23 protein-coding genes are annotated in these 22525 nt (G+C 64.0%); 3 read left to right on the forward strand and 20 right to left on the reverse strand.

What is annotated here, in order from left to right; translation table 11 throughout:
- On the forward strand, nt 1-197 hold a 197-nt coding region (locus tag C476_RS19205), incomplete at its 5' end, for a hypothetical protein (RefSeq protein WP_206536888.1).
- Between the two features lie 17 nt (nt 198-214).
- Here the strand turns inward: C476_RS19205 and pheT are convergent.
- The 16 genes from pheT to C476_RS11840 form a co-directional block, all read right to left on the reverse strand.
- The gene (gene pheT, locus C476_RS11765; protein WP_008013190.1) at nt 215-1927 is read right to left on the reverse strand and encodes a phenylalanine--tRNA ligase subunit beta; all 1713 of its coding nucleotides are present in this window, start codon (nt 1925-1927) and stop codon (nt 215-217) included.
- A complete protein-coding gene (gene pheS, locus C476_RS11770) occupies nt 1927-3453 on the reverse strand; it encodes a phenylalanine--tRNA ligase subunit alpha (RefSeq protein WP_008013193.1) in 1527 nt (508 codons plus the stop codon). Before pheS ends, pheT begins: the two co-directional genes overlap by 1 nt.
- Before the next feature lie 135 nt (nt 3454-3588).
- Nucleotides 3589-3735, reverse strand: a complete 147-nt coding sequence (locus tag C476_RS18725) for a hypothetical protein (RefSeq protein ID WP_160162899.1) — start codon at nt 3733-3735, stop codon at nt 3589-3591.
- Nucleotides 3736-3828: 93 nt separating this feature from the next.
- Nucleotides 3829-5079, reverse strand: a complete 1251-nt coding sequence (locus C476_RS11780) for a hypothetical protein (protein ID WP_008013197.1) — start codon at nt 5077-5079, stop codon at nt 3829-3831.
- A gap of 138 nt (nt 5080-5217) precedes the next feature.
- Nucleotides 5218-6798 carry a tryptophan--tRNA ligase gene (locus C476_RS11785; RefSeq protein ID WP_008013199.1) on the reverse strand — a complete coding sequence of 527 codons (1581 nt, stop codon included), beginning with the start codon at nt 6796-6798 and terminating at the stop codon, nt 5218-5220.
- Nucleotides 6799-6863: 65 nt separating this feature from the next.
- Entirely contained in the window at nt 6864-8012 is a 1149-nt protein-coding gene (locus C476_RS11790; RefSeq protein WP_049911797.1) for an FtsZ/tubulin family protein, read from the reverse strand.
- 115 nt (nt 8013-8127) lie between these two features.
- Nucleotides 8128-9195 (reverse strand): tRNA-intron lyase, encoded by a 1068-nt coding sequence (gene endA / locus C476_RS11795; RefSeq protein ID WP_008013204.1) that lies wholly within the window; start codon nt 9193-9195, stop codon nt 8128-8130.
- Between the two features lie 275 nt (nt 9196-9470).
- The gene (locus C476_RS11800; RefSeq protein ID WP_008013205.1) at nt 9471-10247 is read right to left on the reverse strand and encodes an endonuclease NucS domain-containing protein; all 777 of its coding nucleotides are present in this window, start codon (nt 10245-10247) and stop codon (nt 9471-9473) included.
- Nucleotides 10248-10293: 46 nt separating this feature from the next.
- A complete protein-coding gene (locus C476_RS11805) occupies nt 10294-10524 on the reverse strand; it encodes an Lrp/AsnC family transcriptional regulator (protein WP_008013207.1) in 231 nt (76 codons plus the stop codon).
- Nucleotides 10525-10593: 69 nt separating this feature from the next.
- Nucleotides 10594-11283 (reverse strand): DUF7096 domain-containing protein, encoded by a 690-nt coding sequence (locus tag C476_RS11810; protein WP_008013210.1) that lies wholly within the window; start codon nt 11281-11283, stop codon nt 10594-10596.
- Between the two features lie 163 nt (nt 11284-11446).
- Nucleotides 11447-12577, reverse strand: a complete 1131-nt coding sequence (locus C476_RS11815) for a helix-turn-helix transcriptional regulator (RefSeq protein ID WP_008013212.1) — start codon at nt 12575-12577, stop codon at nt 11447-11449.
- A 115-nt stretch (nt 12578-12692) separates the two neighbouring features.
- Nucleotides 12693-12938 carry a hypothetical protein gene (locus C476_RS11820; protein WP_008013214.1) on the reverse strand — a complete coding sequence of 82 codons (246 nt, stop codon included), beginning with the start codon at nt 12936-12938 and terminating at the stop codon, nt 12693-12695.
- 105 nt (nt 12939-13043) lie between these two features.
- Entirely contained in the window at nt 13044-13394 is a 351-nt protein-coding gene (locus C476_RS11825; protein ID WP_008013216.1) for a hypothetical protein, read from the reverse strand.
- Between the two features lie 88 nt (nt 13395-13482).
- On the reverse strand, nt 13483-14211 hold the full coding sequence (locus C476_RS11830; RefSeq protein WP_008013218.1) for a DUF4382 domain-containing protein: 729 nt from the start codon (nt 14209-14211) through the stop codon (nt 13483-13485).
- A 260-nt stretch (nt 14212-14471) separates the two neighbouring features.
- Entirely contained in the window at nt 14472-14843 is a 372-nt protein-coding gene (locus tag C476_RS11835; protein WP_008013220.1) for a hypothetical protein, read from the reverse strand.
- Between the two features lie 10 nt (nt 14844-14853).
- The gene (locus tag C476_RS11840) at nt 14854-15417 is read right to left on the reverse strand and encodes a hypothetical protein (protein WP_008013221.1); all 564 of its coding nucleotides are present in this window, start codon (nt 15415-15417) and stop codon (nt 14854-14856) included.
- A gap of 319 nt (nt 15418-15736) precedes the next feature.
- On the opposite strand from C476_RS11840, the gene C476_RS11845 reads away from it, so the two are divergent.
- Nucleotides 15737-16387: an HAD family hydrolase gene (locus C476_RS11845; protein ID WP_008013224.1), complete on the forward strand. Its 651-nt coding sequence runs from the start codon at nt 15737-15739 to the stop codon at nt 16385-16387.
- A gap of 704 nt (nt 16388-17091) precedes the next feature.
- Here C476_RS11845 and C476_RS11855 read toward each other — a convergent pair.
- The 3 genes from C476_RS11855 to C476_RS11865 all read right to left on the reverse strand — a co-directional run bounded on the left by C476_RS11855 (nt 17092) and on the right by C476_RS11865 (nt 20687).
- A complete protein-coding gene (locus tag C476_RS11855; RefSeq protein ID WP_008013227.1) occupies nt 17092-19443 on the reverse strand; it encodes a DEAD/DEAH box helicase in 2352 nt (783 codons plus the stop codon).
- Nucleotides 19444-19496: 53 nt separating this feature from the next.
- Nucleotides 19497-20096 (reverse strand): hypothetical protein, encoded by a 600-nt coding sequence (locus C476_RS11860; protein ID WP_008013229.1) that lies wholly within the window; start codon nt 20094-20096, stop codon nt 19497-19499.
- 75 nt (nt 20097-20171) lie between these two features.
- Nucleotides 20172-20687 carry a PH domain-containing protein gene (locus C476_RS11865; protein WP_008013231.1) on the reverse strand — a complete coding sequence of 172 codons (516 nt, stop codon included), beginning with the start codon at nt 20685-20687 and terminating at the stop codon, nt 20172-20174.
- Nucleotides 20688-20897: 210 nt separating this feature from the next.
- On the opposite strand from C476_RS11865, the gene lipA reads away from it, so the two are divergent.
- A complete protein-coding gene (gene lipA, locus C476_RS11870) occupies nt 20898-21851 on the forward strand; it encodes a lipoyl synthase (RefSeq protein ID WP_008013233.1) in 954 nt (317 codons plus the stop codon).
- A gap of 189 nt (nt 21852-22040) precedes the next feature.
- On the opposite strand, the gene C476_RS11875 is transcribed toward lipA, so the two are convergent.
- On the reverse strand, nt 22041-22457 hold the full coding sequence (locus C476_RS11875; RefSeq protein WP_152418204.1) for a hypothetical protein: 417 nt from the start codon (nt 22455-22457) through the stop codon (nt 22041-22043).
- Nucleotides 22458-22525: the final 68 nt, after the last annotated feature.

Here is a 22525-nt window from a genome sequence, read left to right on the forward strand (position 1 = left end):
TCTTCACTCAGGTGTCGCACAATTTTCTTCTCTCGGCCAGTCACTACACTAAAGAGATACTTCTGCTCAATAACTTTCCCGAATCACTACGGTCCCGCGCTGGGCGCAAAAATCTGGACCAAAAAGAGCCGCTCGCTCACTCCGTTCGCTCGCGGTACAACACACTGAACCGCACCGACACGGCAACGCCGGACTAGAGAAAAACTGCTTCTCCTCAGCGCAGCGCCTCGAGGTCGAACTCGAAGGCTGAGACCGGCACCTCGAGGTCGTGTTCGACGAGTACCTTCGGATGCACTTCGCCGATCACGCCGACTTCTTCGCCATCGATGACGACAGCAGCGGTTCGACCCGAAATAAAGGTTGGGTGATCAGTCGGCGGCGTCTCGAGGTCGACATCGAAGTTGCGCGCGAGCGCCTGGAGCCGTGCCTTGGCGTCTTCGTAGCCAGCATCGTGGCTAGCGAGGACGGCCCCGACGCGGCGACCTTCCGTGACGCCGGTGTTTTCGTCCTCGTCGACCTCGGCCGCGAAGCCGATCTCGGCGAGATCCTGCGGGTACGCGCGGTGGGTGTTGCGCTCTAAGACCATCAACAGCGAGGGCATGACCCACGTCCGCAGCATCGTGAAGTCCTCGCTGTAGGGCCCTTTGATGGTCGCGGACTCGCCAGCGCCGTAGACGTCTGCGCCCGGCTCGATATCGAGTCGGTCGTAGTTCTCCGCCTCGCTGATCATGTGGAAGTTCAGGAGGTCCTCGAAGCCCAGCCCGACGAGTGACTCGCGAACCGCGCGCTCGAGCCGGGAGCGTTCGTGACGGCCGCCGACGGTTCCCACGTCAGGGTAGCGGGGCTCGAGGTCGTTGAAGCCGTAGGCGCGCCCGAGATCGTCGATGATGTCCAGCGGATGAAGGACGTCAACCCGGTAGGGCGGAATCGTCACCTCGTAGACCAGCTCGCCGTCCTCGTTCTCCTCTTTTTCCGCCTCGAGTCCCGACCGTTCGGCGAGATCGATTACCTCGTCGGGGTCGAACCCGATCCCGAGGATGGTCTCGATGCGGTCGTGGGCGACCGTCTTCGTCTTCGTCGAGAGGTCGGGGCGGACGATCTCGTGATCAGGGTATTCGACAGTCACCTCCTCGAGCGTGGCCCCGCGTGCCGCAAGCGCGTAGCAGACGATGTTGAGCATCTTGTCGATCGTCCACTGGTCGGTGCCGGTCATCTCGACGAACAGGTCCCGCGAGTCCGTCGAGACCTCGGTCCGGCGGCCGTTGATCACCGGCGGGAACGAGAACAGCCCGATGTCGTCGTAGATCGCGGGGTAGCGTTCGTACTCGCTGACGAGATCGGCGTAGGTCTGGCCCGTCTGGTGGTGCTCGAGCACCTCCGCTGGCGTCATCTCCGCGTCGGAATCGAGGGGAACGAACTGGTCCTCGTCGGGTTCGACGCCGACGTACTTGATCGTCGGGTTGCCCTCCGTCGCGGGGCTCCCCTTGAGCATGGTCAGATCGTGGATCCCGATCGCGCCTTTCGCGCGCTTGCGCCCCATCGTCGCGTGGAGTTTCTCCTGCAGTTGGATGAGCGACTCGAGGGCCTCCTCGTCGAGATCCACGTCGCGGATTACCGCGCCGGTGACGTAGGGGCGCTCGTCAGGGACCGACTCGTCCACTTCAATGGTCCAGTCCGCCGAGTTCGGCGAGGGAACGTGAATCCCCCGCGCGTCGCCATACTGGTAGCGCATCGAGCGGGCGACGCCTTCGACGGAGAGTCGGTCGAGCCGGTCGGGTGCGAACTCGAGCTCGAACGCCCCCTCCTCGGTGCGGCCCTCGAACTCGAGCCCGAGGCCGAACAGGTCCTCTTTCAGTTCCTCGTCGCCTTTCTCCTCGTGGCCGGTCAGGTCGCGCAGTTCGTCGGGGTCGATATCGACCGTGGGCATCAGTAGGTCACCTCCGTCTCGCGCAGCAGTTCCAGGTCACACAGCGTCCCGTGGATGTCCCGGATGTCCTCGAAGCCGTACATCAGCATGAGCAGTCGCTCGAGTGCGAGTCCCCACGCCATCACGTCACACTCGACGCCAAGCGGCTCGAGCATTTCCTCGCGGAAAATGCCCGAGTTGCCGATCTCGACGAGCTCGCCGGTCGTCGGGTGGGTGCCGAACAGTTCGAAGCTCGGCTCCGTGTAGGGGTTGTAGTGGGGCTTGAACTGGATGTCCGTGATGCCGAACTGGGAGTAGAACTCCTCGAAGGTGCCCATCAGGTCGCGCACCGAGAGGTCTTCGGCCATCACCCAGCCCTCGATCTGGAAGAACTCCAGCAGGTGGGTCGGATCGAGCGTATCGTTCCGATACACTTTCTCGACGCTGAAATACCGCTGTGGCGGCTCGAGGTCGCCGATCTCCTCGCCGGAGAGATACCGGGTCGACAGCGAGGTGGTGTGCCCGCGCAGGGCGAGCGCCCGTGCGAAGTCCTCGTCCCACGGCGAGTGATAGCCCTCGCCGTCCGGGCCGACGCCTTCCTTGTGGGCGCGCTCGACGCGGTCGACGAGGTCTTCGGGGAGCTCGTCGATGTGGGTCGGCTGCTCCAGGGCGAACCGGTCCCAGTGAGTCCGTGCCGGGTGGTCCTGGGGCATGAACAGGCAGTCGTTGATCCAGAAGTCCGCGTCGACGTGGGGGCCTTCCATCTCCTGGAATCCCATCCCCACGAGAACGTCCTTGACGCGTTCGGCGGTCTGACGCAGGATGTGGACCTTGCCGCCCTCGAACCGTTCGGCGTCGGCTTCGACGTTGTACTCGGCGAACTCGACGTCTTCCCACTCGCCGCTGGTCAGGAGTTCGGGGGTGACCTGGCCGACCGTCTCGGCGGTCTCGATCCCCGCCATCAGCTCCGTGACGGCGAGTTCGGTCAGCGTTACCTCACGGACCGTCGACTCCGTTCGCTCGAGCAGGCCGCGACGCTCGAGTTGATCGAGCGTGTCCGCATCAATATCGACGCTGTCGACCGGCGCATCGTCGACGTCAGCGAGTGCCGCGAGCGCGTTCGCCTCTGTGTCGGCCGCCGGATCGGCGTCGGGATCGGCCGTGATCTCGCCGCTGTCGATGACGCCGTAACCCTTGCGCGCGTAGTTCGAGAGCGCAATGTCGACTGCGCTACCCTCGAGGCCCGATGCGCCAATGACCTGTCCCATCGAGACGGGATCGGCGTCGGCACCGGCCTCGAGGGCAGCCTCGTAGAGACTAATTTCGGGGAGCTCTGCCTCGGCGTACTCGCGTCCCTCGTCGGTGAGCGCGACCGTTTCGTCGACGCGTTCGCTGACGGCGACCAGTCCCTCGTCCTCGAGTTCGAAGACGGCCCCGGTGACGGTTTCGGGGGGGAGCTCGGTCGCCGCGGCGAGGGCGTCGACGGACGTTGCCTCGTCCGCACTTGCGGTCTCTAAGACCGCGACCTGTTGTGCTGGAAGTTGCATTCGCTTGTTTGGATGGCTGCGTGTCGGTCAGTTAGCGGTTCCGATACTGCCCCGGGACGACCCCGGCAGCGGCGTCGAACGGTCGGTTTCGCCGCACGCGTCCGGTATGGACACACGCGGATCCACCGGCCCGGCTCACCGGGCAAAGAAGAAGTCGAATCCCGTGTGTCGTCGCGGTGGCTGCTCGCCGACACCGGAACACGTACGCCGTTCGCGTTCCGAGCCCTGTCTCCTCGACAGGACACCGGAACACGTACGCCGTTCGCGGGATTCGAGTGCCATATTTAGGCTGATTCGCGAGCGGGCTAAAAACGTTGTGATGGGCGTCAGCACACCACTCGAGTCCAGCTGCCGGCCGTGGCCACTCACGGATCGTCACCCGTTCGGCACGCGCGTCGTCTCGAGCGAGCCCGAATCGACCCATTCGAACCCTTCCTCCTCGGCAGTCGCCGTCGCTTCAGGGATTGCTGCGGGGTCGAACTCCTCGGTAAACTCGATGCGGACCGCCTCGGATTCGGTGGCTGGCAGTTCGGGCAGGAAGTCGTCGTCCTCGAGCAGTCCTCGCACCGAGACGGTCCCACCGGCGTCGAGCGCGGCCCCGAGCGCACGATATCGGTCGTCGTCGGATCCGCAGTCGACATCCGTCCCGAACGAGTCGTTCGTGACACGTGTCGTCTGGCTGGGCCCCGAGAGCGTGCCGAAATCGTCGGTGGCCGTCGATCGACTGTTCCGACTCGCGTCCGTAGACCACGTCGGTGTGGGGTCGGCTGTCGATCTGTCGTCAGCGTCGTCTCGAGTTCGCGAGCGTGCGGGTGTCCCTCGCAACTCGAAGCCGTCGATGGTACTCGAGCCGTCGGACACCGACACCGCGTCCGACTCCGTCGACGGCTCCGCTTCGTCGATGAGCGAGTCGACACCTTCGTCCTCGCTTCGAGTGTCCGTGTCTCTCCCACGAGTGTCCCGCTCGAGCGCCCACGGCGGCCACGGCTCGCCGTTTGCCGCTCCGATCACGTCGTCGGCCGTCGCATCGGACACGTACGCCGCGAGCCCATATTCGGGACACAGCGGCTGCTCGACGGCGTCGATTCGCGGGCCGTAGCGATCGCGAAGTCGCTCGAGTTCGGTTTCGTCGATGAGGGCGGCCCGCCAGCGGTCGATACCGGCCGAAAGAAGGACGAACCGTGCGTCGGTTCCGTCGAGGACGGCGTCGTTGATCGCCCACAGGACGGCCGGGAGGTTGTCGGTTCCAAGTGGGGTGTCGGGATACGTAACGATCGTCTCACGCCGTCGATCGTGGTGATCGGCCGCAGTGATGTCAAGCCCGTCACGCGTGTGAGAGACGGACAGCGACCAGCCGATGGCCTCGAAGACGGCGACGAGTTCCGACTCGAGGTCGGCTGCTGCGTACCGGGCCGGGCAGGCGAGCCCGCGGTTGCTTCGGGTGATAGTCCGGCGCAACACCGTCGTTCGGTCGACACCCGCCGCGAGCGTGTCGGCAAGTGCCGCCTCGAGAGAGCTATCGCTGGCCGGTGCGTGCTCGAGGTCCGCCGGTGTGACGCCGAACGCACCGAGAACGTCAGCGGAGACCAAGAGGTCGTCGTCCGACGGGCGGAGGGACCGACCCATCAGTACTGCTTCGTTTCACGAACAACCGTATATAGCTTCGTCAGACATCAAGTCCCGGCCCGGTTCGCGCCCGAAACTCGGTCACACGCACGTCGGGCGGTGTCACGACCGGACGGAAACCGCGTGTGGATCGCCCTGCTAGCGACGCCGTGGCGACTCGAGTTCGATGTCGACGTCCTCGAGCAACTCCTCGACTTCGGCGCGTTTCTCCTGGTGTTCCTCGAGGAACTCCCGCATCAACTGCGCCGCCTGTTCCTTGCAGTCGCCACAGAGGCGCTCGCCGCCGACACACTCGTCGTAGACGCGTTTGGCGAACTCGTCGTCGTCGCCCGACAGCAGGTAGGCGTAGAGTTCGTAGACGGGACACTCGTCGGCCTTGCCGCCTTTTTCGCGTTGTTCTTCGGCGGTTTCGCGGCCGCCGGTCGTCGCCGCCTTCACCTTGTTGTAACCGTCCTCGGGATCGTCGAGCAACGAGATGTGAGAGGCCGGAATCGAAGAGGACATTTTGCCGCCAGTCAGGCCAGTCATGAAGCGGTGGTAGATCGACGACGGTGGCTGGAAACCGTAGCCACCGGTGTCGACTTCGATCTGGCGGGCGAGTTCCTCGGCCTCGGCGAGGTCGAGATCGAAGACATCGACGTGGTTCTCGTAGACCCGCTTTTCGCCGTCGATGGCGTCGATCAGCGCGTCGAACGCCTCGTCGGTCGCCCGCCGGTCGGAAAAGCGAGTTCGTGGCCGGATCGGTTCCATGCCGGCCTCGTTCAGCTTCGTCAGGACCGAACTCAGCGTGTCGGCGTCGGCCTCGAGGTCCGACAGCGGCGTCTCCTCTACCGCTTCGGCGACGTGGACACACCGGAGCGTGTCGTCGTCGAACTCGGCGGGCTCGAGGCGCTCGTAGAAGTCGGCGACCAGGTCCCGTTCGTCAGGTTCGAGTTCGAAGCTGGCGTAGGCCTCGCTCACCTTGAAAAAGCGCATCCGCTCGGCCAGGTCGCGGGCCAGTCGGACGTGGGGGTCCTGGTCGGGCCCGACGGGGATGACCGTGGGTTTTGGTTCCTCGAGTTGCGGATAGAGGATGTCTGCCATCTGGGTGACGACCGATTGCATGTGCGAGACGTCAGTTTCGCCGTCGAAGCCGTAGATCGCCTGCAACTCCGAGAAATTTGCCTCCGCACCGAGTTCGAACGCCAGGTCCTGCAGTTCACGGTTTTCCGACTGGCGATAGAGCGTTCCCTCCTCGGGGTCGAAGCCGAGCGCGAGCAAGGAGAGCAAGTAATCGCGTGCGTGCTCGTCGATCTCCTCCCAACTCATCCCACGAGCGGAGTTGGCCTCGAGGTCGGCGATCAAAGCGTAGGCGTCGGCCCCCTGTTGCTGATGCCAGATGATCTCGTCGAAGACCAGCTTGTGGCCGATGTGAGGATCGCCGGTCGGCATAAAGCCCGAAAGGACGGCAGCAGGCTCGTCGTTTTGCAGCGCCTCGGCGACCGGGCGATAGTCACGGTGGCCGAAGATGACGCCCCGTCGCATCAGGTAGTGCGGGTTTGGAACGTGCTCTAAGACCTCGTCGAACTCCTCGATCCCGAACTCCTCGAACAGTTTGCGGTAGTCGGAGACGCTCGAGGACCCCCAGGGATCAAGCGCAACGTCGTCGGCACCTGCAGCCCCTCCGTCAGTCAGCGGTTCCCCTGACTCGGACTCCTCGAGTGGGTCGTCTCCGGTCATTACCCGGGTTTGGCTCGGCAGCGCGCAAAAGCCTTCGGCTTCGGCCCTGACGGTGCGGCGCGGACTTACGGCTCGGGCGGCCGCTCGGCGACCGCCCGCAACGCCGCGAGCCGGTCCGACTCGACGCCAGCGAGGACAACCCCCGCGAAGACGGACTCGCCGTCGGGTCGTGGTGCGTCACCGCCGAGGACGCCCGCCCCATCGAGTGTCGACTCGAGGGTTTGTCGACCCTCGGCGATCGCCTGACGGTTGAGCCACGCCGGCGGCCCGCCGACGACCAGCAGGCCGCGTGCGGCCGTTTCGAGGTCACACTCGAGGGTGAGCTTGCCGCGGATCCCCTTTCGGATCACGGTCTCGATGGCGCTGACCGCCTCGCTCGTCTCGACATCGGGCCGCGACGGGAAGAGTCCGAGACCAAAGCGCGACCCGCCCGTTTCGACAGCCAAGTCGTCGTAGCCGAGCGTGACGATGGCCGACTGGTCGCCGACGATCCGCCGAACGTCGCTCGCGTCGATGACGGTCTGGGCGACCGCGCCATCCGATCGCTCGCCGGCAGCAAAGACGGCCTCGACTCGCGTCGCCAGTTCGCGGTTACAGCGGTCGCGAGCGTCAGCAAGCGATTCGACGGGGTGGAGCCACGCCTCGTTGTCGAAACAGATGATGGCGCTTGCGACCCCATCGAGTCGCTCGAGGGTGGCGATCGCGTTCGTCGCTGCGTTCGGTCGTGGTGGTGTCTCGGCGGTCGGATCGCGTGTGTGGCGTCCCGGGCCCGACCCCGACGTGTCGGCCGTTGCGTCGAACTCGCGGTCGGCCGGCAACGTCGCGAGGACGTAGACCGGCACGTCGGAGCGCTGTTGGAGTGTCGCGACGAGTGCGGGGGCCGTTCCGCCGCCGGTCGCCCCGCCGAGGCCGACCGCAACGAGAATCGCGTCGGCCGTCGGGTGATCTCGATCGCGCCGCTCGAGAAGCTCGTCAGCGTACTCTCGGCCGAGCGTCAGGCCTCGCTCGAGGTCGCCTTCGAGGCCCCCGTCGCTGTCGGGTAGGCCGTACTGGACACAGTGTGACTCGGGAATGACGGTTCGGTTCAGGGCCGCTTCGTCGGTGTCGAAAACCGTGACGTCGGTGAGAAACGAGTGTTCTGCCGGCTCCGCCGCACGGATCGAATCAGCGATCCGACAGCCCGCGCCGCCGACGCCGAGTACCTCGAGTTGCATGGTGCGATCCTCGTCCGTCGGGGCTTTCATACTGTCGGACGCCACGGTTCGCACACTGGTCGCACTCGAGACGCGGTCGGGCCAGACACTCGCTACTGACAGCCAGCCGACAGTATTAGGGCGTCAGTCGCTCGAGCGACCACCACTCGATTCCGTCGCTGCGATCGGCGTCATCGTCGACCAGCGCGAACACCATCGTCTTCCGGACGCCGTGGGCGAGTCGCACGTCCAGTGCCAGATCACGCGGCTCGAAGACGTACTCGGCCGGATGGACCCGCACGAGTAACTCGGAATGACCCAGGTTTTCGACGGACTCGACGTCGGCGTAGGTTCGAAAGTCAGCGCCGAACTTGTAGCCCGTCTTGGGAACGACGTCGCGCTCTCGGAGTTCGGTGTAAACCGTCAGCCGCCGGTCGAACCGCTCGCCTTCGACCTCGCGGCCTCGTTCGCGAACCGTCGCGGGATCAAGGTCGATCGCACCCCGTTCGGCCAGATACGCCGCCTCGAGCAGCGAACACTGCAACGTCGGCTCGTCGTACTCCCGGCCCTCGAGCGGTTGGCCGTAGAACGTTCGCTCGTAGAGGTCCAAGGGGGGCTCCCAGACGACGACCCGATCGGCCAGCAGGTCGGCCCCACAGTTGTCGGGCAACGTCGCGTCGGTGCCGGAGGTCCCGGTTGGATCGCGACGATCGACCTCGAAATAGGTAATCTCACTCTCTTCGTCGACGACCGCTAAGACGCCTTCCTGAAGCTCGCTGGCGGGAACGTCCGTTCGCTCGCCGATGACCCGCAGAGCGTACTCGATCTCACCGTCTCGAGGCCCTTTCCCACGCGGGAAGACCGCGAAGTCGGCCGCGCCGCCGGGTGGGTTCGGAACCCAGGGTTCGGCGGCCGGCGAGAGATAGAAGCCGCGCGAGCGCAGGTCCGCATAGACCAGAAACCGCACGTCGAAGTTCTCGCCGGGCTCGCGTGCGACGAACTCCCGAAAGGAGAGTCGCTCGCCGCGTTCGTCGACCACCGCCTCGAGGTCCCCTCGATACAGCAAGTGGGCTGCCTCGACGGGTGCGAGGGCGATCTCGTTGCCCTCGAGTGGATAGCCATACCCCCGCGAGTCGTGATACCGCTGGCGTGCGTCGCCGCCAACATGGACGACGCCGTCGTCGAACCGCCCCTCGAGTGTCATAGCGGGTGTTGGGCGGCCGCGACTAAGGGGCTGCGGATCGATTCCCGTTTGTCAGTCGTGATCCGGTTTGGGTTGGATCGCCAAATGCAACTACCTCGAAAGCCCCTTGCGCCCTCGACTCCCGGGACTCGCTGCGCGCCTCGCTCCCGTCGGTCGCGTCGGTGCTTACATCGTCCGGGTTCGCCGAGGGCGCAAGCCCCTTTCAGTCCCACCCACCGCAATGGCGGCTGGTCAGGCGGCTATCGCGCGGTGGCTGGTCCGGTATCGACTGGTGATCAGTCGTCAGCCGCGGACTCGGCCGTGACCGTCCCCTCGAGCGCGCGCTCACAGGTCGCGTCGAGACACCGGATGCCGCTTGCGGTCTCGAAGGTGGGGAGGCCACAGCCACACTCGCCGTCGACGACGCCCGCGGGGACGGCAAAGCCTGTGTCACACTCGGGATAGTGCTCACAACCGGCGATGAGACCGCCGCGCCGGAGGATCCGGAGGTCGCCGTCACAATCGGGTTCCGGACACGACCACTCGCGGTCGAACGCCTCCCGGACCGCCGCGTCGAGGGATTCACAGTTCCGGTCGAGACAGACGTTAAAGGCCAAGCCGCGCTCGACGCGCATCTTGGGGAGCCCACAGTCACAATCACACTGGTCGTCGCGGATCGTCGCATCGGCGGGCACGCCATACCGGTCGCCACAGCCCACGCAGTGGACGTCGTTCGAGCGCACGAGCGCACCGCCACAGTCTGGGCACGTCCCAACGGGCGTGCCGGCTGCCGACGACGGGTAGTGAGCAAAGCCGTCCTGGTCGTGGGCAGCGATCCGCAGCGTCTGGGTATCCTTCTTGGCGACGAGCGTGAAGCCGTCGCGGCGATCGCTCGAGACGCTATCGGCACGGGTCAGCCACGCGACGGGCTGGTAGCCATCGATGTCATGGACGAGAACGGTGTTGTCGGGCTTGACGATCGTCGTCACCCGACCACGATACTCCTGACGGTCGTCACCCTCGGCGATGACGGTACAGTCACCCGCGAGAACGCGGATCGCATCGTCGATCATGGGCGGGCTGGCCGCGGCTTCGTATGTAAACCCGCGGACGACAGTCTCAATCGATACAGACGTACGTTCGCGTCGTCCCGACGCCCTCGAGCGGGCGAATCGTGTCCGTGACCGTCTCGAGGAGGTCGCGGGGGTCATCGCCAGTCAACTCGACGATAACGTCGAAGTCGCCTGCGATGGTGTGGACCTCGACGATACCCTCTGTATCGTGCAGTGACTGACATACGTCGTCGGCGGTTCCAGCCGCGGTATCGAGCATCGCATACGCATCGACCATCCCACCGAACTACGGTATCAGGAATCAAAAAACAGGAGTGCGGTCACGCTCGTGAGACGAACAGCGGTATCAGTCCTCGCTCGATGGGCCGGTAGTCCCGTTCCGACTATCCGTGCGCTCGTTGGGGCCCTGTTCGGGAGGTCCACGCGTCTCTCGACCGTCACCGATCGGCTGGCCAACGTGGTTGCCGGCGATCGAGCGCGCGACCGACGCGGTGTCTGACCCTCCGAGTTCGTCCGCCCGATCACGCAGCGTTTGGATCGATTCGACATCGACGCCGCGTTCGTCGAGCGCCTCGGGAGGTAACTCGGCTGCCGTCGTCTCGACGGCTGCAACCTGCCGTTCGACGGTTCGCAGCTCGGCGACGGTCGTTGCGACTTCGGCGCGATAGCGACCCTCGCTTATGTCACCGGCCTCACGGGACTCGTTCAACCGCTCGAGTCTGGCCTCGAGTTCCTCGAGACGAGTCTGACTCTCCGTGAAACCCTGGTCGACGACAGCCGCTTTCGTCTCGTTCGTCTCGGCGTTAGCGATCTTAGCGCCGAACGCCCGTTCCGACACGTCACCATTGATCTCGACGTTCTGAACGCCGACGGCGGCGCTGAACTGTTCGCCGGGCTTGATCGATTCGTTCCCGCCGTCCCCGTCGGGAGCGTCCTGTACAGCCCCACTCGAGACGACACCTGCCGCAGCGATGGGAACTGCGACCATCGCAACGGCGAGGATCGCTGTCAGTGTGATCGCGGTGGTTCGGTTCATTGCTCGTTGGTTGTATTCGCGTGGTGATATACACTCGAGACGATGACGTGGATTCAACGACGGTTAACGCCGTTCAACGCCGTTTTCGATCCGGTGCCGGCTGTCGATTTCGTCGGATATCGCCGTGTCGTACTCGGCGGTCGGTTCGCGTGGCGTATTCGTGTCATTCTGCGCTGTCACTGTGAGAGTCCGCCATGGGGTCGTCCGCGTCGGGCAACGAGAGCACGTTCTCGCGACCGAGGCGGAACGACTCGAGTTCCCCCTCCTCGCGTAAGCCACTGACCACCTTGCTGGTCTTCGCGTCGGTCCAGCCGAGTTCCTCGACGACCGCCTGCTGTTTCATCCGGCCACCATTGTCCCTGACGAGTCGGAGAACCTGCTCTTCGTTACTCAACAGATCCATATCGGGTGTGCCGGTCGCACTCGAGCCTGCCGATTCGTCGGTCGCCTCCGCCGATGCTGTCGCGGAGCCAGATGCAGAACCGGCGTCGGATTCACAATCGAAATCTCCGTCTCCGTCGGCTGTCCGTCCCGCCGTCGATGCCCGATTGCGGTACCACCACACACCGGCAGCGCCGAGTCCGATTGCGGCGACCGCGATGCCTGCAACCGTCGTCGTGCTGAGGCCGCTCCCTCCAGCAGTGACGACGACGCGTGGCTCTCCCGAAACGAAGTCGGTCTCGCCGCCGCGCCAGCTCACCGCGTGCTCGCGGTCGTCGTCCGGATCGGGTGTCACCGACGTTCGCTCGTAGTCCTCGGGCCACCCGACCAGTAGTCGCGTGCCCTCGTCCAGGTAGATCCCTTCGATGGCGTCGCCCGCTCGGAGTTCGTTGCCCTCCACGGCGGCGAACCCGTGCCAGCGGAACGTATACCTGACGACGCCGTACTCGCGAGCGAACGACTGGCGCTCGGTCTCGACGGCGAACCCATCGGCGGACATCTCGCGTCCCGTGGCGTCGCTCGCCGTGGCAACGGTGTTGTTCATCCGCGCAGCAAAGGTCTGGGTGTGGCTCTCCGGATCGTCCCGGATGTCGTCTTGCAACGATTCGAACGCCGTCGTGCTCTCGTTGTCGTCCAGTCGGACCCAGAACTCGAGGGTCCATTCGGCAGTACCGTTCGGCTGGAGCGCGACGTCCATCTGGACCTCGTCCGCGTCGATCCCATCCTGCTGGAGTGCAAACGGACTCGAGCGGGCCTGTCCGGAATCAGTCGCTCCTGTAGCGGCGGCAACCGGCCCCGCTCCGGCGAGGAGTACCGCGACGACCACGACCGTCACGCCGACGCGACCGTTCATACGAGTCGGTACTTGCCACATCGCTTAAAGCATACGAAATTCATAGAACCGACTTTCTCGTACTGTTTCGGCCCCATACGCCGAAGTTGGTATAAAACTAGTCAATTTTAATTCACTATCTATCACCGTTCGGCTCGACCGCGTCACCGCCGGGAGTGAGGGTTCGAACGGCCTCGCCGAGTGACTCGAGCGTCCCGCCTACGAAGTCGGAAATCGACTCGAGGATCTCGGAGACGAACTCCGGGACCGGTTCCGGCAGGTCGTCCGGGGGGCCATCGGCTGGCTGTGCCGTCACGGTGCCCATCGGACCGACGAGGAGTGTGAGTCCGATCGCGATCGTAAGTAGCGTTCGTCGTTGCATCACGATCGGACGACGGACGGTCACCACAATCAACTGGTCAGTTCGTGGCTCCGATTTGAGCCGGTTTGTCCCGAATATCGAACGGTTTCAGCGTCCCGGGAACCGCTATACGCCAGGGACGCCGAACGCGCCGACGCCGAGCCGGAAGACGGCGTTGAGCACGAATAGGATGACGAGCGCGGCGAGCCAGGCGACGAGCCCGATTACCGCGGCCGTCCCCCAACCGCCGGGGTACCGCCAGTTGATGACCCAGATCCAAGCGATCAGTGCCAGTATCGGGCCAAGCAGCGGAACCCACGACGTGAGCGCCCACGTGATCGCGCCAAGGAGGGCCGTGACGAGCGCGTGTGAATAGTTGTCGACGTCGACGACGACCCTCGCACTGATGAAGATCGCCAGCCCACCGACGAGGAGGGCAACGAGGAATGCGACGAGCGGGCCGATGAGTGGTACCATCGTTACCTATTCTCCGTTAGAACGGATATAGCTCGGGTATCGCTGCCGAGTCGGTCCTGACGTGCGCACGTCCGGAGAGACACGGTGATCACGCATCGGTCTCGGACCCGTTGGTATCGTTGCTGGTTTCGGTGGTCTCGTTGGCCTCGTCCTCCTCGTCCTCATAGACGACTCGCGTTCCCTGGGCGACCGGCTGCAGGAGATAACTATCCTGCTGTCCCCGGCGAACGGGTGTAAAGTCACCGACGAAGGTGGTCCGCTGGTCCGGTCGAATCTCAAAGCGCTCGGTGAACTGCAACGGCGCGTTTCCGGGCGTTGACACCTCCGCGTCGCCGCCCCCTTTCAGCTTGCCTGCAACGTCGGAGACATCGAGCTGGAGGAACTCGTACTCCTGGGCAGTCAGTTCACGCTCGTCGATCAGTTGCGTGTTGTCGCCCTGCAGGTCGACGAGGTCCGCCTCCTGTGGCTCGTCGAATTCGTAGTACTCCCTACCCTCGCTCTCGTCGACGTCCGCTTCGTCCCCGGCGGTGTCGTTGTCGGTTTCGGTACTGTTCTCCTCATCGCCAGCGCTATCGTCCTCGTCGCCTTCCTCCTCGTTGTGCGGTTTGACCCAGATTCCCTGGATCGTCACCACACAGGAGTCGAAATCGGCGATATCGCCGGGCTGATCAGTAACCTTCGTGCCGAGCGTCCCTGTTTCGGCCTCATCGCCACCGCTCCCACCGAGACAGCCACTGAGTCCGACGGTACTGCCAGCGGCAACGCCGCTCGTTAGCTTGAGATAGTCGCGTCGTCCGACGGCATCGATTGGATTCATTGCGACTGGAGACAACCACTGTCGATAGATATACCCGGAAGACAGTTACTCCGATTTTCCGACCGTTGATTCCGTTTGTCCTTCCGAAAAACCGCCTCACCGGGTGTGCTGCGAACCGATCGGATGACAACCGGTTGCGACTTCGAAAACGGATCGTCCGAAGGTAGACTTCGGGACGATACGGCGACAGAAATGATGCCGTGGAGGGCAGCGTCAGCGGGAGGGACGTCAGTGGAGGGCAGCGTCAGCGGGGGCGCAATTCAGGCCCCCGGCACGCCGAGTGCCGAGACCGAGCCGATGCCGACCAACTCGAGGGCCGCGAGGACGACAACGGCAGCCGTCCAGGCGACGACGCCGACGCCGGCGGAGCGCAGCCAGCCGAGCCGGTAGCGCCACCTGACGATTGCGACCCACGCGATCAATGCCAGCAGCCCGCCGAGCAGTGGCACCGACTCGAGGACGGCCCAGACAACTGCACCGAGCAGCGCGGTCAGCACCGCGTGGGCGTAGTCTCGAGCGTCCGCAACGACGTGTGTGCCGACGTGGAGGGCTACACCGCCGACCAGCAGGCTCACGGAGAACGCCAGCAGCCGGTCTTCGATGCCGAGCGACGGCGGCGCTGGTGTTGGCATGGCGTGTCAGTTAGGCATCGGACTGCGTGTCGTCCGACTCGGTCTGTTCGTCGTCGGTCTGTTCGTCGTCAGTCTGTTCGTCGTCAGTCTGCTCGTCGGCAGTCTGCTCGTCGGCAGTCTGCTTGTCGTCAGTCTCGTCTTCGCTGACGTCACCCGCCTCGTCGCTCTCGTCTGCGTTCTCGTCATCCGGCGTCACCTCGCTGATCGCGTCGCCGAGCGAGGTCTCGAGGTCACCGCTCAGGAACGACGAAATCCGATCGTGGATCGTGGAGACGTGGTCGGGAACCTGAGCTGGGAGATCGACGTTCGGTCCCTGACCGTTGCGTTCGTCGGTAGCGGCGCCGTTCCCGTTGCGCTCGTCGGCAGCGGCACCGTTCTCGTTACGTTCGGTAGCAGCGGTTTCGCTTCGATCGTCGTGGTCGGTCGCGTGCTGTGGTTCGCTCTCCGCGTGGTCGTCGGTACTATCCGCACCCGTGTCGACGTCGACGGGTGCGTTTCCGGGTGCCGCGGCGGCGAACCCGGTCGCCATGATCAGTACTGCGAACAAAGCAGCGATGAGCGTCGTTCGTTTCATAGCTTGCACTCGATGGTCGATGGTTGAACCGACTTGAAGGGGGTTCGTCGTGAACACGCTTTTCTGGCGTTTGCAGCCGTTTAACTGACGTTTTCGTCGGTTTGTGCCCCGTTCAACGCGGATCAGAAGGGCTGTCTCGGCAGCAGCCGGTCGGCCCCGCCATGACGACGCCACCGAGCGAATCGACACGGCGTGCGTCGTCAGCCAACGGCTCGAGACGGGGCGGTGTCGGCGTCCGTCCTCGAGCAAGGCGCCATATTCGAGGGCACACGGCTGCGTGCCAAACGGCTATACGGGCCGGTCGACTACCCCGGCGTACATGACCGCTGTGTTGTTCGATATGGACGGCGTCGTCGTCGACAGCGAAGACTTCTGGGTCGACTTCCAGCGCGAAGAGATCCTGCCGGCTACGGTCCCTGACACGGACGTCGCCGTCGCCGAGACGAGTGGCATGAACTTCCGCGAGATCTACGACTACCTCGAGGCCGAGTACGGGACCGCCATCTCCCGCGAGGAGTTCATCCAGCGATTCAACGCGGCCGCCGAGGAGATCTACACCGAGCGCGCCAGCCTCCTCGGTGGCCTGCCCGAGTTGCTCGCCGAGCTGGACGCTCGCGACGTGCCGACGGCGCTCGTGTCGTCGTCACCCCACGACTGGATCGGCATGGTCCTTGAACAATTCGACCTCGAGGACTCGTTCGATCGCGTCATCAGCGCCGACGATATCGACGCCGCGAGCAAGCCCGAACCGGACGTCTTCGAGTACGCGGCCGGCGAACTCGGCGTTCCCGCCGCCGACTGCGTCGCCGTCGAGGACTCGGCAAACGGAATTACGGCAGCCGCTCGAGCGGACATGACCGTCGTCGCCTACCGGATCGAGGCCCACGGCGACATCGATCGCTCGGCTGCGGACGTGATCGTCGATTCGCCCGCGGCGCTTCGCGAGCGGGTGCTCGAGTTGACGACGTAGCAGCCAAAGGTGTGATGAAATTCGTTCTACAGTGGTGATTACACGACACTCTGGACTGAATTGACTCATAAGTAGGTCTGTGAACATATCGAATCCATCAACCACAGAATACATTTATTAGACTACAGTTTGAAGTGATATGAAGAGACGCCGGTTTCTTGCGCTTGCCTCGAGCGGTGGCATAGGTGCCACCGCAGGCTGTATATCTCTTGGTGGAGAGACATACGCAACGTTGCAGAGATTGGATTTGATAAATCCACGTAGCGACCCTGTCACGGTGGACGTTAGAATAGAACAGGAAGATACTGATGAGGTCGCATATCTGGAAACCCACGAGATTCTGACGGACCCAAATATGGTGACACTCGATTGCGTCTGGCCGGATGCACCCGTGACGGTGATGGTCAGACAGATGAATGAGAACTGGAATCGCCTCACGACCTCAGAGTATGAAGACTGTCTGGGTGTTATCGTCGAGATACGCAACGATCGACCGTCATTTGTGACGCATACTTCGGAGTGTCCGATTCGTACCGCTGCTTGTCACACCGACGTGGCAGAGTAACGATTCAAGAGACGATACTGACTGAGCTGGTTTTGAGAGGGGTGTATCTGACCTGAACTTACCGTTCATCAGATTGTGACACCGGAGTTATGCGAAGGCTTCTACGAAGCAGTAACGGAGCCGACGTCGAGGGTCGTCGCTACCGGACCTCGACCGTCCGACTCGCCTCGACCGGCACTAGCGGCTCTTCGGGAAATGCGACGCTGACGGTAAACTCGAGTTCGTCTGCATCGGCTCCGAAGACGCCCACCGGGACGGTTTCCGTGTCGCGCAGGTAGGTGTTCGTGCTCGTCATCTCGACCCCATTGACGGTCACGCGGACCCCGGCGCGGGCGGGCTCGCCGACGTTTCGCACCGTCACCTCGCAGACCTCGTTTTCGCCGGTCGCGATGGCGTCGGGGAACTGTCCCCACTCGAGGTCGATCGTGGGCAGCGACTGTGCTCCCTCGTAGACGCCCTCGGCGACGCCCTCGGTGAGGCCGGCGTCGACGAGACCCGCGACGCCCGCGTCGACGACGTCGCCGGGGGTTGTGAGCCCCTCTGTCGCTAACTTGCTCGCACGACCCGGGCCGACGCCGTCGATGGCAGTGAGTCCGACCGCGTCCTCGGCGACGCCGTTCTCGATACGGGCCTCGACTCGCCGGGCGAGGTTGGCGGCATGGGGGCCGACGAACCGATCGAGGAACGCCTCGAGCGCCGAGACGAGCCGCGTGGCGTTTTGGCGGATGACCCAGGCGTCGCTGCGCAGTTCTGCGGGCGTCGAGCCACTGGCTGCCCCACGCAGGATCGCGAGCACCTTCCGTTCGCCCGCCTCGAGGTCGCCCGTCTCTTGGCCGACCAACACTGCGTTGATCGCATCACGTTCGTCCTGACGGGCCGAGACGGAATCGAACTCCTCGGCGGTGGAGATCGTCTCGAGGACGTCACCGGCCGCGAGTCCGTCCGATTCGGCCCGGTCGCAGAGATCAGCGAAATGAGCCGCCGTATCGAGCCGAAGGTAGTACTTCGAGGTCAGCACGCCGAGCGGCGTCGCCTCGATCGAAAGGTCCTCGCCGGTCTCAACGAAGCCACGGTCGACCAGCCCCTCGAGACAGTCCCGGACACGCTGGCGTAAATTCGGGAAGTCGTAGTCGTCGGGTTTGGACTGCCCGCGGACGTAGTAGAAGGTCGTCTCGAGCCAGTCCATCACGTCCTCGAGATCGGTGATGGTACCCATCGCGATTTCGGCGTTGAGATGGGTTGCCAGGCTCTCGGCAAGCCGGGACTCGATCTCTTTGCCGTCACGCAGGAGCCGACGGTACTTGTCCGCCTCCGCCGTGTCACAGACAACCCAGCCGTAGCCGATGTCGTCGTACCCCGGTCGGCCCGCGCGCCCGAGCATCTGGAGCACGTCTAAGGGGCTCATGTCGATCTCACCCTCGAGGGGATCGTGGAGTTTCGTATCGCGGATCACGACACAGCGTGCGGGCAGGTTGACCCCCCAGGCCAGCGTCGACGTCGAAAAGAGGAGTTCGACGTGACCCTCCTTGAACCACTCCTCGACGAGATCGCGGTCGTTCTTCGAGAGCCCGGCGTGGTGGAAGGCTACGCCGTCTAAGACTGAGTTTCGCAGTGTGTCGTTCTCGAGGGCCTTCGATTCGGTATGAAAGTCGTAGTCGCCGCGTGCACCCATCGGAATGTCACGCTCGGCGATCTCGTCTCTGGCCTTTTTGGCGGCCTGGACGGTGTCCTGGCGGGAGGAGACGAACACGAGCGACTGCCCGTCTTCCCGGAGGTGTGGCTCTGCAAGATCGAGTGCCCGGTAGAGCCGGCGATACTTGTCCGCAAAGGAGTTCTCGCCGTGCGTGTAGGTCTTGACGCCCGCGTTGAGGTCGACGGGGCGATACTCCTCGCCGAACTCGAAGGTACACTCCTCGGGCGCGTCGAGCCACGCCGCGACATCGCCGACATTGGGCATCGTCGCCGAGAGCGCAACGATACGGGGCCCACAGAGCCGGCGCAGCCGTGAGATCGTTACCTCGAGCACGGAGCCCCGACGATCCGCGTCCAGCAGATGAACCTCGTCGATCACGCAGACGTCGATGTCGGTGACGAAGTCGTATCGCCGCGAATCGTGTTTGCGGGTCGCCGAGTCGAGCTTTTCGGGAGTCATCACGAGGATGTCAGCCCGGCGCGCGCGGCGAGGGTTCAAGTCGCGCTCGCCGGTGACAACGTACACCGAGTAATCCAGGTCCTCGAACCGATCCCAGTCGTCTTCCTTCTCGTTCGTCAGCGCTCGCATCGGGGCGATAAACAGCGCCGTGCCGCCGTCGGCGAGTGCCTTACAGATCGCCAGTTCCGCGAGCGCCGTCTTTCCCGAGGCGGTCGGCGCGCTCGCGACCACGTTCTCGTCGGACTCGAGCAATGCGGGCAGGGCCTCGCGTTGCATCCGGTTGAACTCCTCGAACGCGAACGCGTCGGCAAACTCCGGGAGAACCTCGGCGACCTCCATCACACAGAAACGAGGTGTGACAGGTCAAAGGCGTTTCCTTCGAGTCGCGTTCCCTACCGCGTGCCGACGACAGCGGCGATCGCGGCTCCGGCAGTCGCAAAGACCAATGGGTACAAGACGCCGCCGAGGACGATCGCTGGCAGGAGCGCCGGTGCGATCGAACTACTCGCTTCGATGCCAAGCGCGGACGCTTCAGTGGTCGATTCAGTGACGACGGCTCCGAGGCCCATGACGACGGCATAGCCGATCGCTACCGGCGCGCCGGCGACGACGGCCGCACCGAGATCGGTCACGTTCCACCGCACAGCCAGCACCGCACCGGCTGCGAGCAACACGAGCGGCGGCACCACGTACAGCAGGGTCGCGCTCGCGGTGTCCGATTGAGCGATGAGGTCGAGGGTACTCATCCCAGCAAACGAGCCGATCTGACCGCTGACCTCGATGTCGATCATATGGGCCTCGTAGAAGAACCAGGCGACGGCTTTCCACTCGGCGACGGTGTCGCCGGCAGCCCCACGGACCTGACTGGCGACCAGCAGGTACGTCAAGAGATAGCCGATCACGGCGGCGAAGACACCGACCCCCGCACTCGCTGCGACGCTCGAGCGTCGCGAGACCGTGGGCTCTTCGGAGGGAGACAGCTGTGGGGACATCGTATCGACTCCAGAAGCCGAGTCGGCTAATGGGTCTTGTGGTTTCTCGAGCGACTGGGTCCGACCGCGCGCCGATCAGAGCGCCGATTCGTCGGTCACGACGGCCTCGAGTTGGTCGCTAAGCCGGCTGCTGGCTACCTCCGGGTTCGGGACGCGTTCGAAGGTCAGCTCTGGATCGCCGGAGCCGGCGGTGTAGACCGTCAGGTCGCCGTATCCCAGCAGGCGACCGAGCCCGCTCTGACTGAGACTGGTGTTCTGGACGCGCTCGAGGCGAAACTGGGTGACGTCTCTCGAGATGATCCCGCGTTTCTTGTAGAGTTCCGAGGAGGTGATGACGTAGCGGGTGTTCGTCCAGACGAGATAGCGGCTGAACGCGACGGCCACGCCGACGACGAGTAAGCCGAACCCGAGAAGCGTCAGAAGACTGGGGCCGTCGATCACGCTCCAGCCCGTGACGAGCAGGCCCGCAAGCGCGAGTCCAATCCCGACTGGCAGTCTGGCCCCCATCGTAATCGGATGGGGCCGGCTCTCCCAGACGATGTCCTCGTCCTCGCTGATGTGAAACCAGTCGGGTGTCGAGCCGAAGGCCATCCGTTGCGGGTAGTCCGTTGTCGCCCGTAAAGCTGTCGGGAGAATGGGGCCGCTTACCGGCTCTTTGACCTCATTAAGCGGATTTGGGACACCATACAGAGCTAGCCACTCGCCGGCTGGCAGCCGCCATACTGATACCTGTCGGACACCGGGTGACGAACCGGACCTGTGACCGACATGGTTTTTCACCACGCGGTCCCATGACATACTATGAGCCGCGCGCGAAAACCTGACTGGCTGAAGAGCCGCCCGCCGTCGGGACGGGAGTTCGCCGGCATCCGGGAGACGCTGCGGGACCACGGACTCCACACCGTCTGTGAGGAGGCTAACTGTCCAAATCTCGGTGAGTGCTGGTCCGGACGCTCCAAGGCCGACAGTCAGGACCGCGGTGGCACGGCGACGTTCATGTTGATGGGCGATCGCTGCTCTCGAGCCTGTAACTTCTGTGACGTGCAAACGGGCGGGATGGAGCCGCTCGACCCCGACGAGCCCGAAAACGTCGCGAGCGCCATTGCCGAGATCGGCCTGGATTACGTCGTGCTCACGAGCGTCGACCGCGACGACCTCCCCGATCAGGGCGCGGGCCACTTCGCGGAGACGATCCGCGAGATCAAGGCCCGCCATCCGGGTATCTTAGTCGAGGTACTGATCCCCGATTTCCAGGGCGAAGACCACCTCGTCCGAAAGATTATCGACGCCGAGCCGGACGTGATCGCCCACAACGTCGAAACCGTCGAACGGCTGCAGTTCCCCGTTCGCGACCGGCGTGCGGGCTACGAACAGAGCCTCTCGGTGCTCGAGTGCGTCGAGCGCGAATCGGACATTTATACCAAGACCTCGATCATGCTCGGCCACGGCGAGTACGACCACGAGGTCTACCAGACGCTCGCGGACCTGCGCGAGCGTGGCGTCGACATCGTCACGCTCGGGCAGTATCTGCGACCCTCGAGAAACCACCTCGAGGTTCAGCGCTACGACCACCCGGACAAGTACGAGACGTGGCGTCGCATCGCCGAAGAGGAACTGGGCTTTCTCTACTGTGCAAGCGGTCCGATGGTGCGGTCGTCGTACAAGGCCGGCGAACTGTTCGTCGATGCGGTTCTGCGCGAGGGCAAGAGCGTGGAGGAAGCACGTGGCTTTGCACGGTCAACATCGTTTAGCTAGCCCTGATTGACTCTCACGGGCTAATTTCGTCGCTGAACCAGCTTCCAGCCGGTGTTCAGATGACCTTCCGTCAAGATCTTTCGGCTATCGGAGACGCTATCGAACACGCTCGGCAAGCGCTTGACTAACGCTCGGTATCTTGCTGGTCCACCTGCAGCGAGTTGTGGAACAGATAGAGGAACGCAGACATCATCGTGACTTCGAACGGAAATCATCGTATGTCGCTACTCCATATAAACTCGCGGCGATTGCGGGTGCAGCGACGACCATTCCGAACAGGCCGCCTTTGAGATCGAAGCTGACGTCGTACCACTCGGTAATGCGTGGATTGAGGACCGGTCGAACAGTTTTGTACTCGCGGTCGTACGCCGGCTGTTCTGCGAGCCACTCGTCGTCGACGACACGGACGCTATGGGGCATGACGGTTCGCTCCCACGCGAGGATGTCGTCCATCTTCGCATATCTGTTCTGGATCGTCCTGTGTACGACAACTACCCCCACGACCATCCCACCGACGACGGTTGCGTGCGTTCCAAACCAGCTCTCGGGCATCGTCGTCCCCGGAAACGGGTGAGTGAGAAACAGCCCCGGGATCAGTAGCGGCACACTCACTGGAAACAATATGTTCCCCCATGGACTCCCGACGGCTCGACTGTAGAGCAACCCCATGTAGA

The sequence above is a fragment of the Natrinema limicola JCM 13563 genome (assembly GCF_000337475.1).
In the GTDB taxonomy this organism is placed as follows: domain Archaea; phylum Halobacteriota; class Halobacteria; order Halobacteriales; family Natrialbaceae; genus Natrinema; species Natrinema limicola.

Coding starts and splice junctions, on each gene's coding strand:
- C476_RS11820 (WP_008013214.1), bottom strand. CDS start 12,938: ATGCAACGACGAACGCTACTTACGATCGCGATCGGACTCACACTCCTC.
- C476_RS11835 (WP_008013220.1), bottom strand. CDS start 14,843: ATGCCAACACCAGCGCCGCCGTCGCTCGGCATCGAAGACCGGCTGCTG.
- C476_RS11840 (WP_008013221.1), bottom strand. CDS start 15,417: ATGAAACGAACGACGCTCATCGCTGCTTTGTTCGCAGTACTGATCATG.
- C476_RS11830 (WP_008013218.1), bottom strand. CDS start 14,211: ATGAATCCAATCGATGCCGTCGGACGACGCGACTATCTCAAGCTAACG.
- C476_RS11855 (WP_008013227.1), bottom strand. CDS start 19,443: ATGGAGGTCGCCGAGGTTCTCCCGGAGTTTGCCGACGCGTTCGCGTTC.
- C476_RS11780 (WP_008013197.1), bottom strand. CDS start 5,079: ATGGGTCGGTCCCTCCGCCCGTCGGACGACGACCTCTTGGTCTCCGCT.
- C476_RS11810 (WP_008013210.1), bottom strand. CDS start 11,283: ATGAACCGAACCACCGCGATCACACTGACAGCGATCCTCGCCGTTGCG.
- endA (WP_008013204.1), bottom strand. CDS start 9,195: ATGACACTCGAGGGGCGGTTCGACGACGGCGTCGTCCATGTTGGCGGC.
- pheS (WP_008013193.1), bottom strand. CDS start 3,453: ATGCAACTTCCAGCACAACAGGTCGCGGTCTTAGAGACCGCAAGTGCG.
- C476_RS11860 (WP_008013229.1), bottom strand. CDS start 20,096: ATGTCCCCACAGCTGTCTCCCTCCGAAGAGCCCACGGTCTCGCGACGC.
- lipA (WP_008013233.1), top strand. CDS start 20,898: ATGAGCCGCGCGCGAAAACCTGACTGGCTGAAGAGCCGCCCGCCGTCG.
- C476_RS11815 (WP_008013212.1), bottom strand. CDS start 12,577: ATGAACGGTCGCGTCGGCGTGACGGTCGTGGTCGTCGCGGTACTCCTC.
- C476_RS11865 (WP_008013231.1), bottom strand. CDS start 20,687: ATGGCCTTCGGCTCGACACCCGACTGGTTTCACATCAGCGAGGACGAG.
- C476_RS11825 (WP_008013216.1), bottom strand. CDS start 13,394: ATGGTACCACTCATCGGCCCGCTCGTCGCATTCCTCGTTGCCCTCCTC.
- C476_RS18725 (WP_160162899.1), bottom strand. CDS start 3,735: ATGGCACTCGAATCCCGCGAACGGCGTACGTGTTCCGGTGTCCTGTCG.
- C476_RS11845 (WP_008013224.1), top strand. CDS start 15,737: ATGACCGCTGTGTTGTTCGATATGGACGGCGTCGTCGTCGACAGCGAA.
- C476_RS11805 (WP_008013207.1), bottom strand. CDS start 10,524: ATGGTCGATGCGTATGCGATGCTCGATACCGCGGCTGGAACCGCCGAC.
- C476_RS11790 (WP_049911797.1), bottom strand. CDS start 8,012: ATGCAACTCGAGGTACTCGGCGTCGGCGGCGCGGGCTGTCGGATCGCT.
- C476_RS11800 (WP_008013205.1), bottom strand. CDS start 10,247: ATGATCGACGATGCGATCCGCGTTCTCGCGGGTGACTGTACCGTCATC.
- C476_RS11785 (WP_008013199.1), bottom strand. CDS start 6,798: ATGACCGGAGACGACCCACTCGAGGAGTCCGAGTCAGGGGAACCGCTG.
- pheT (WP_008013190.1), bottom strand. CDS start 1,927: ATGCCCACGGTCGATATCGACCCCGACGAACTGCGCGACCTGACCGGC.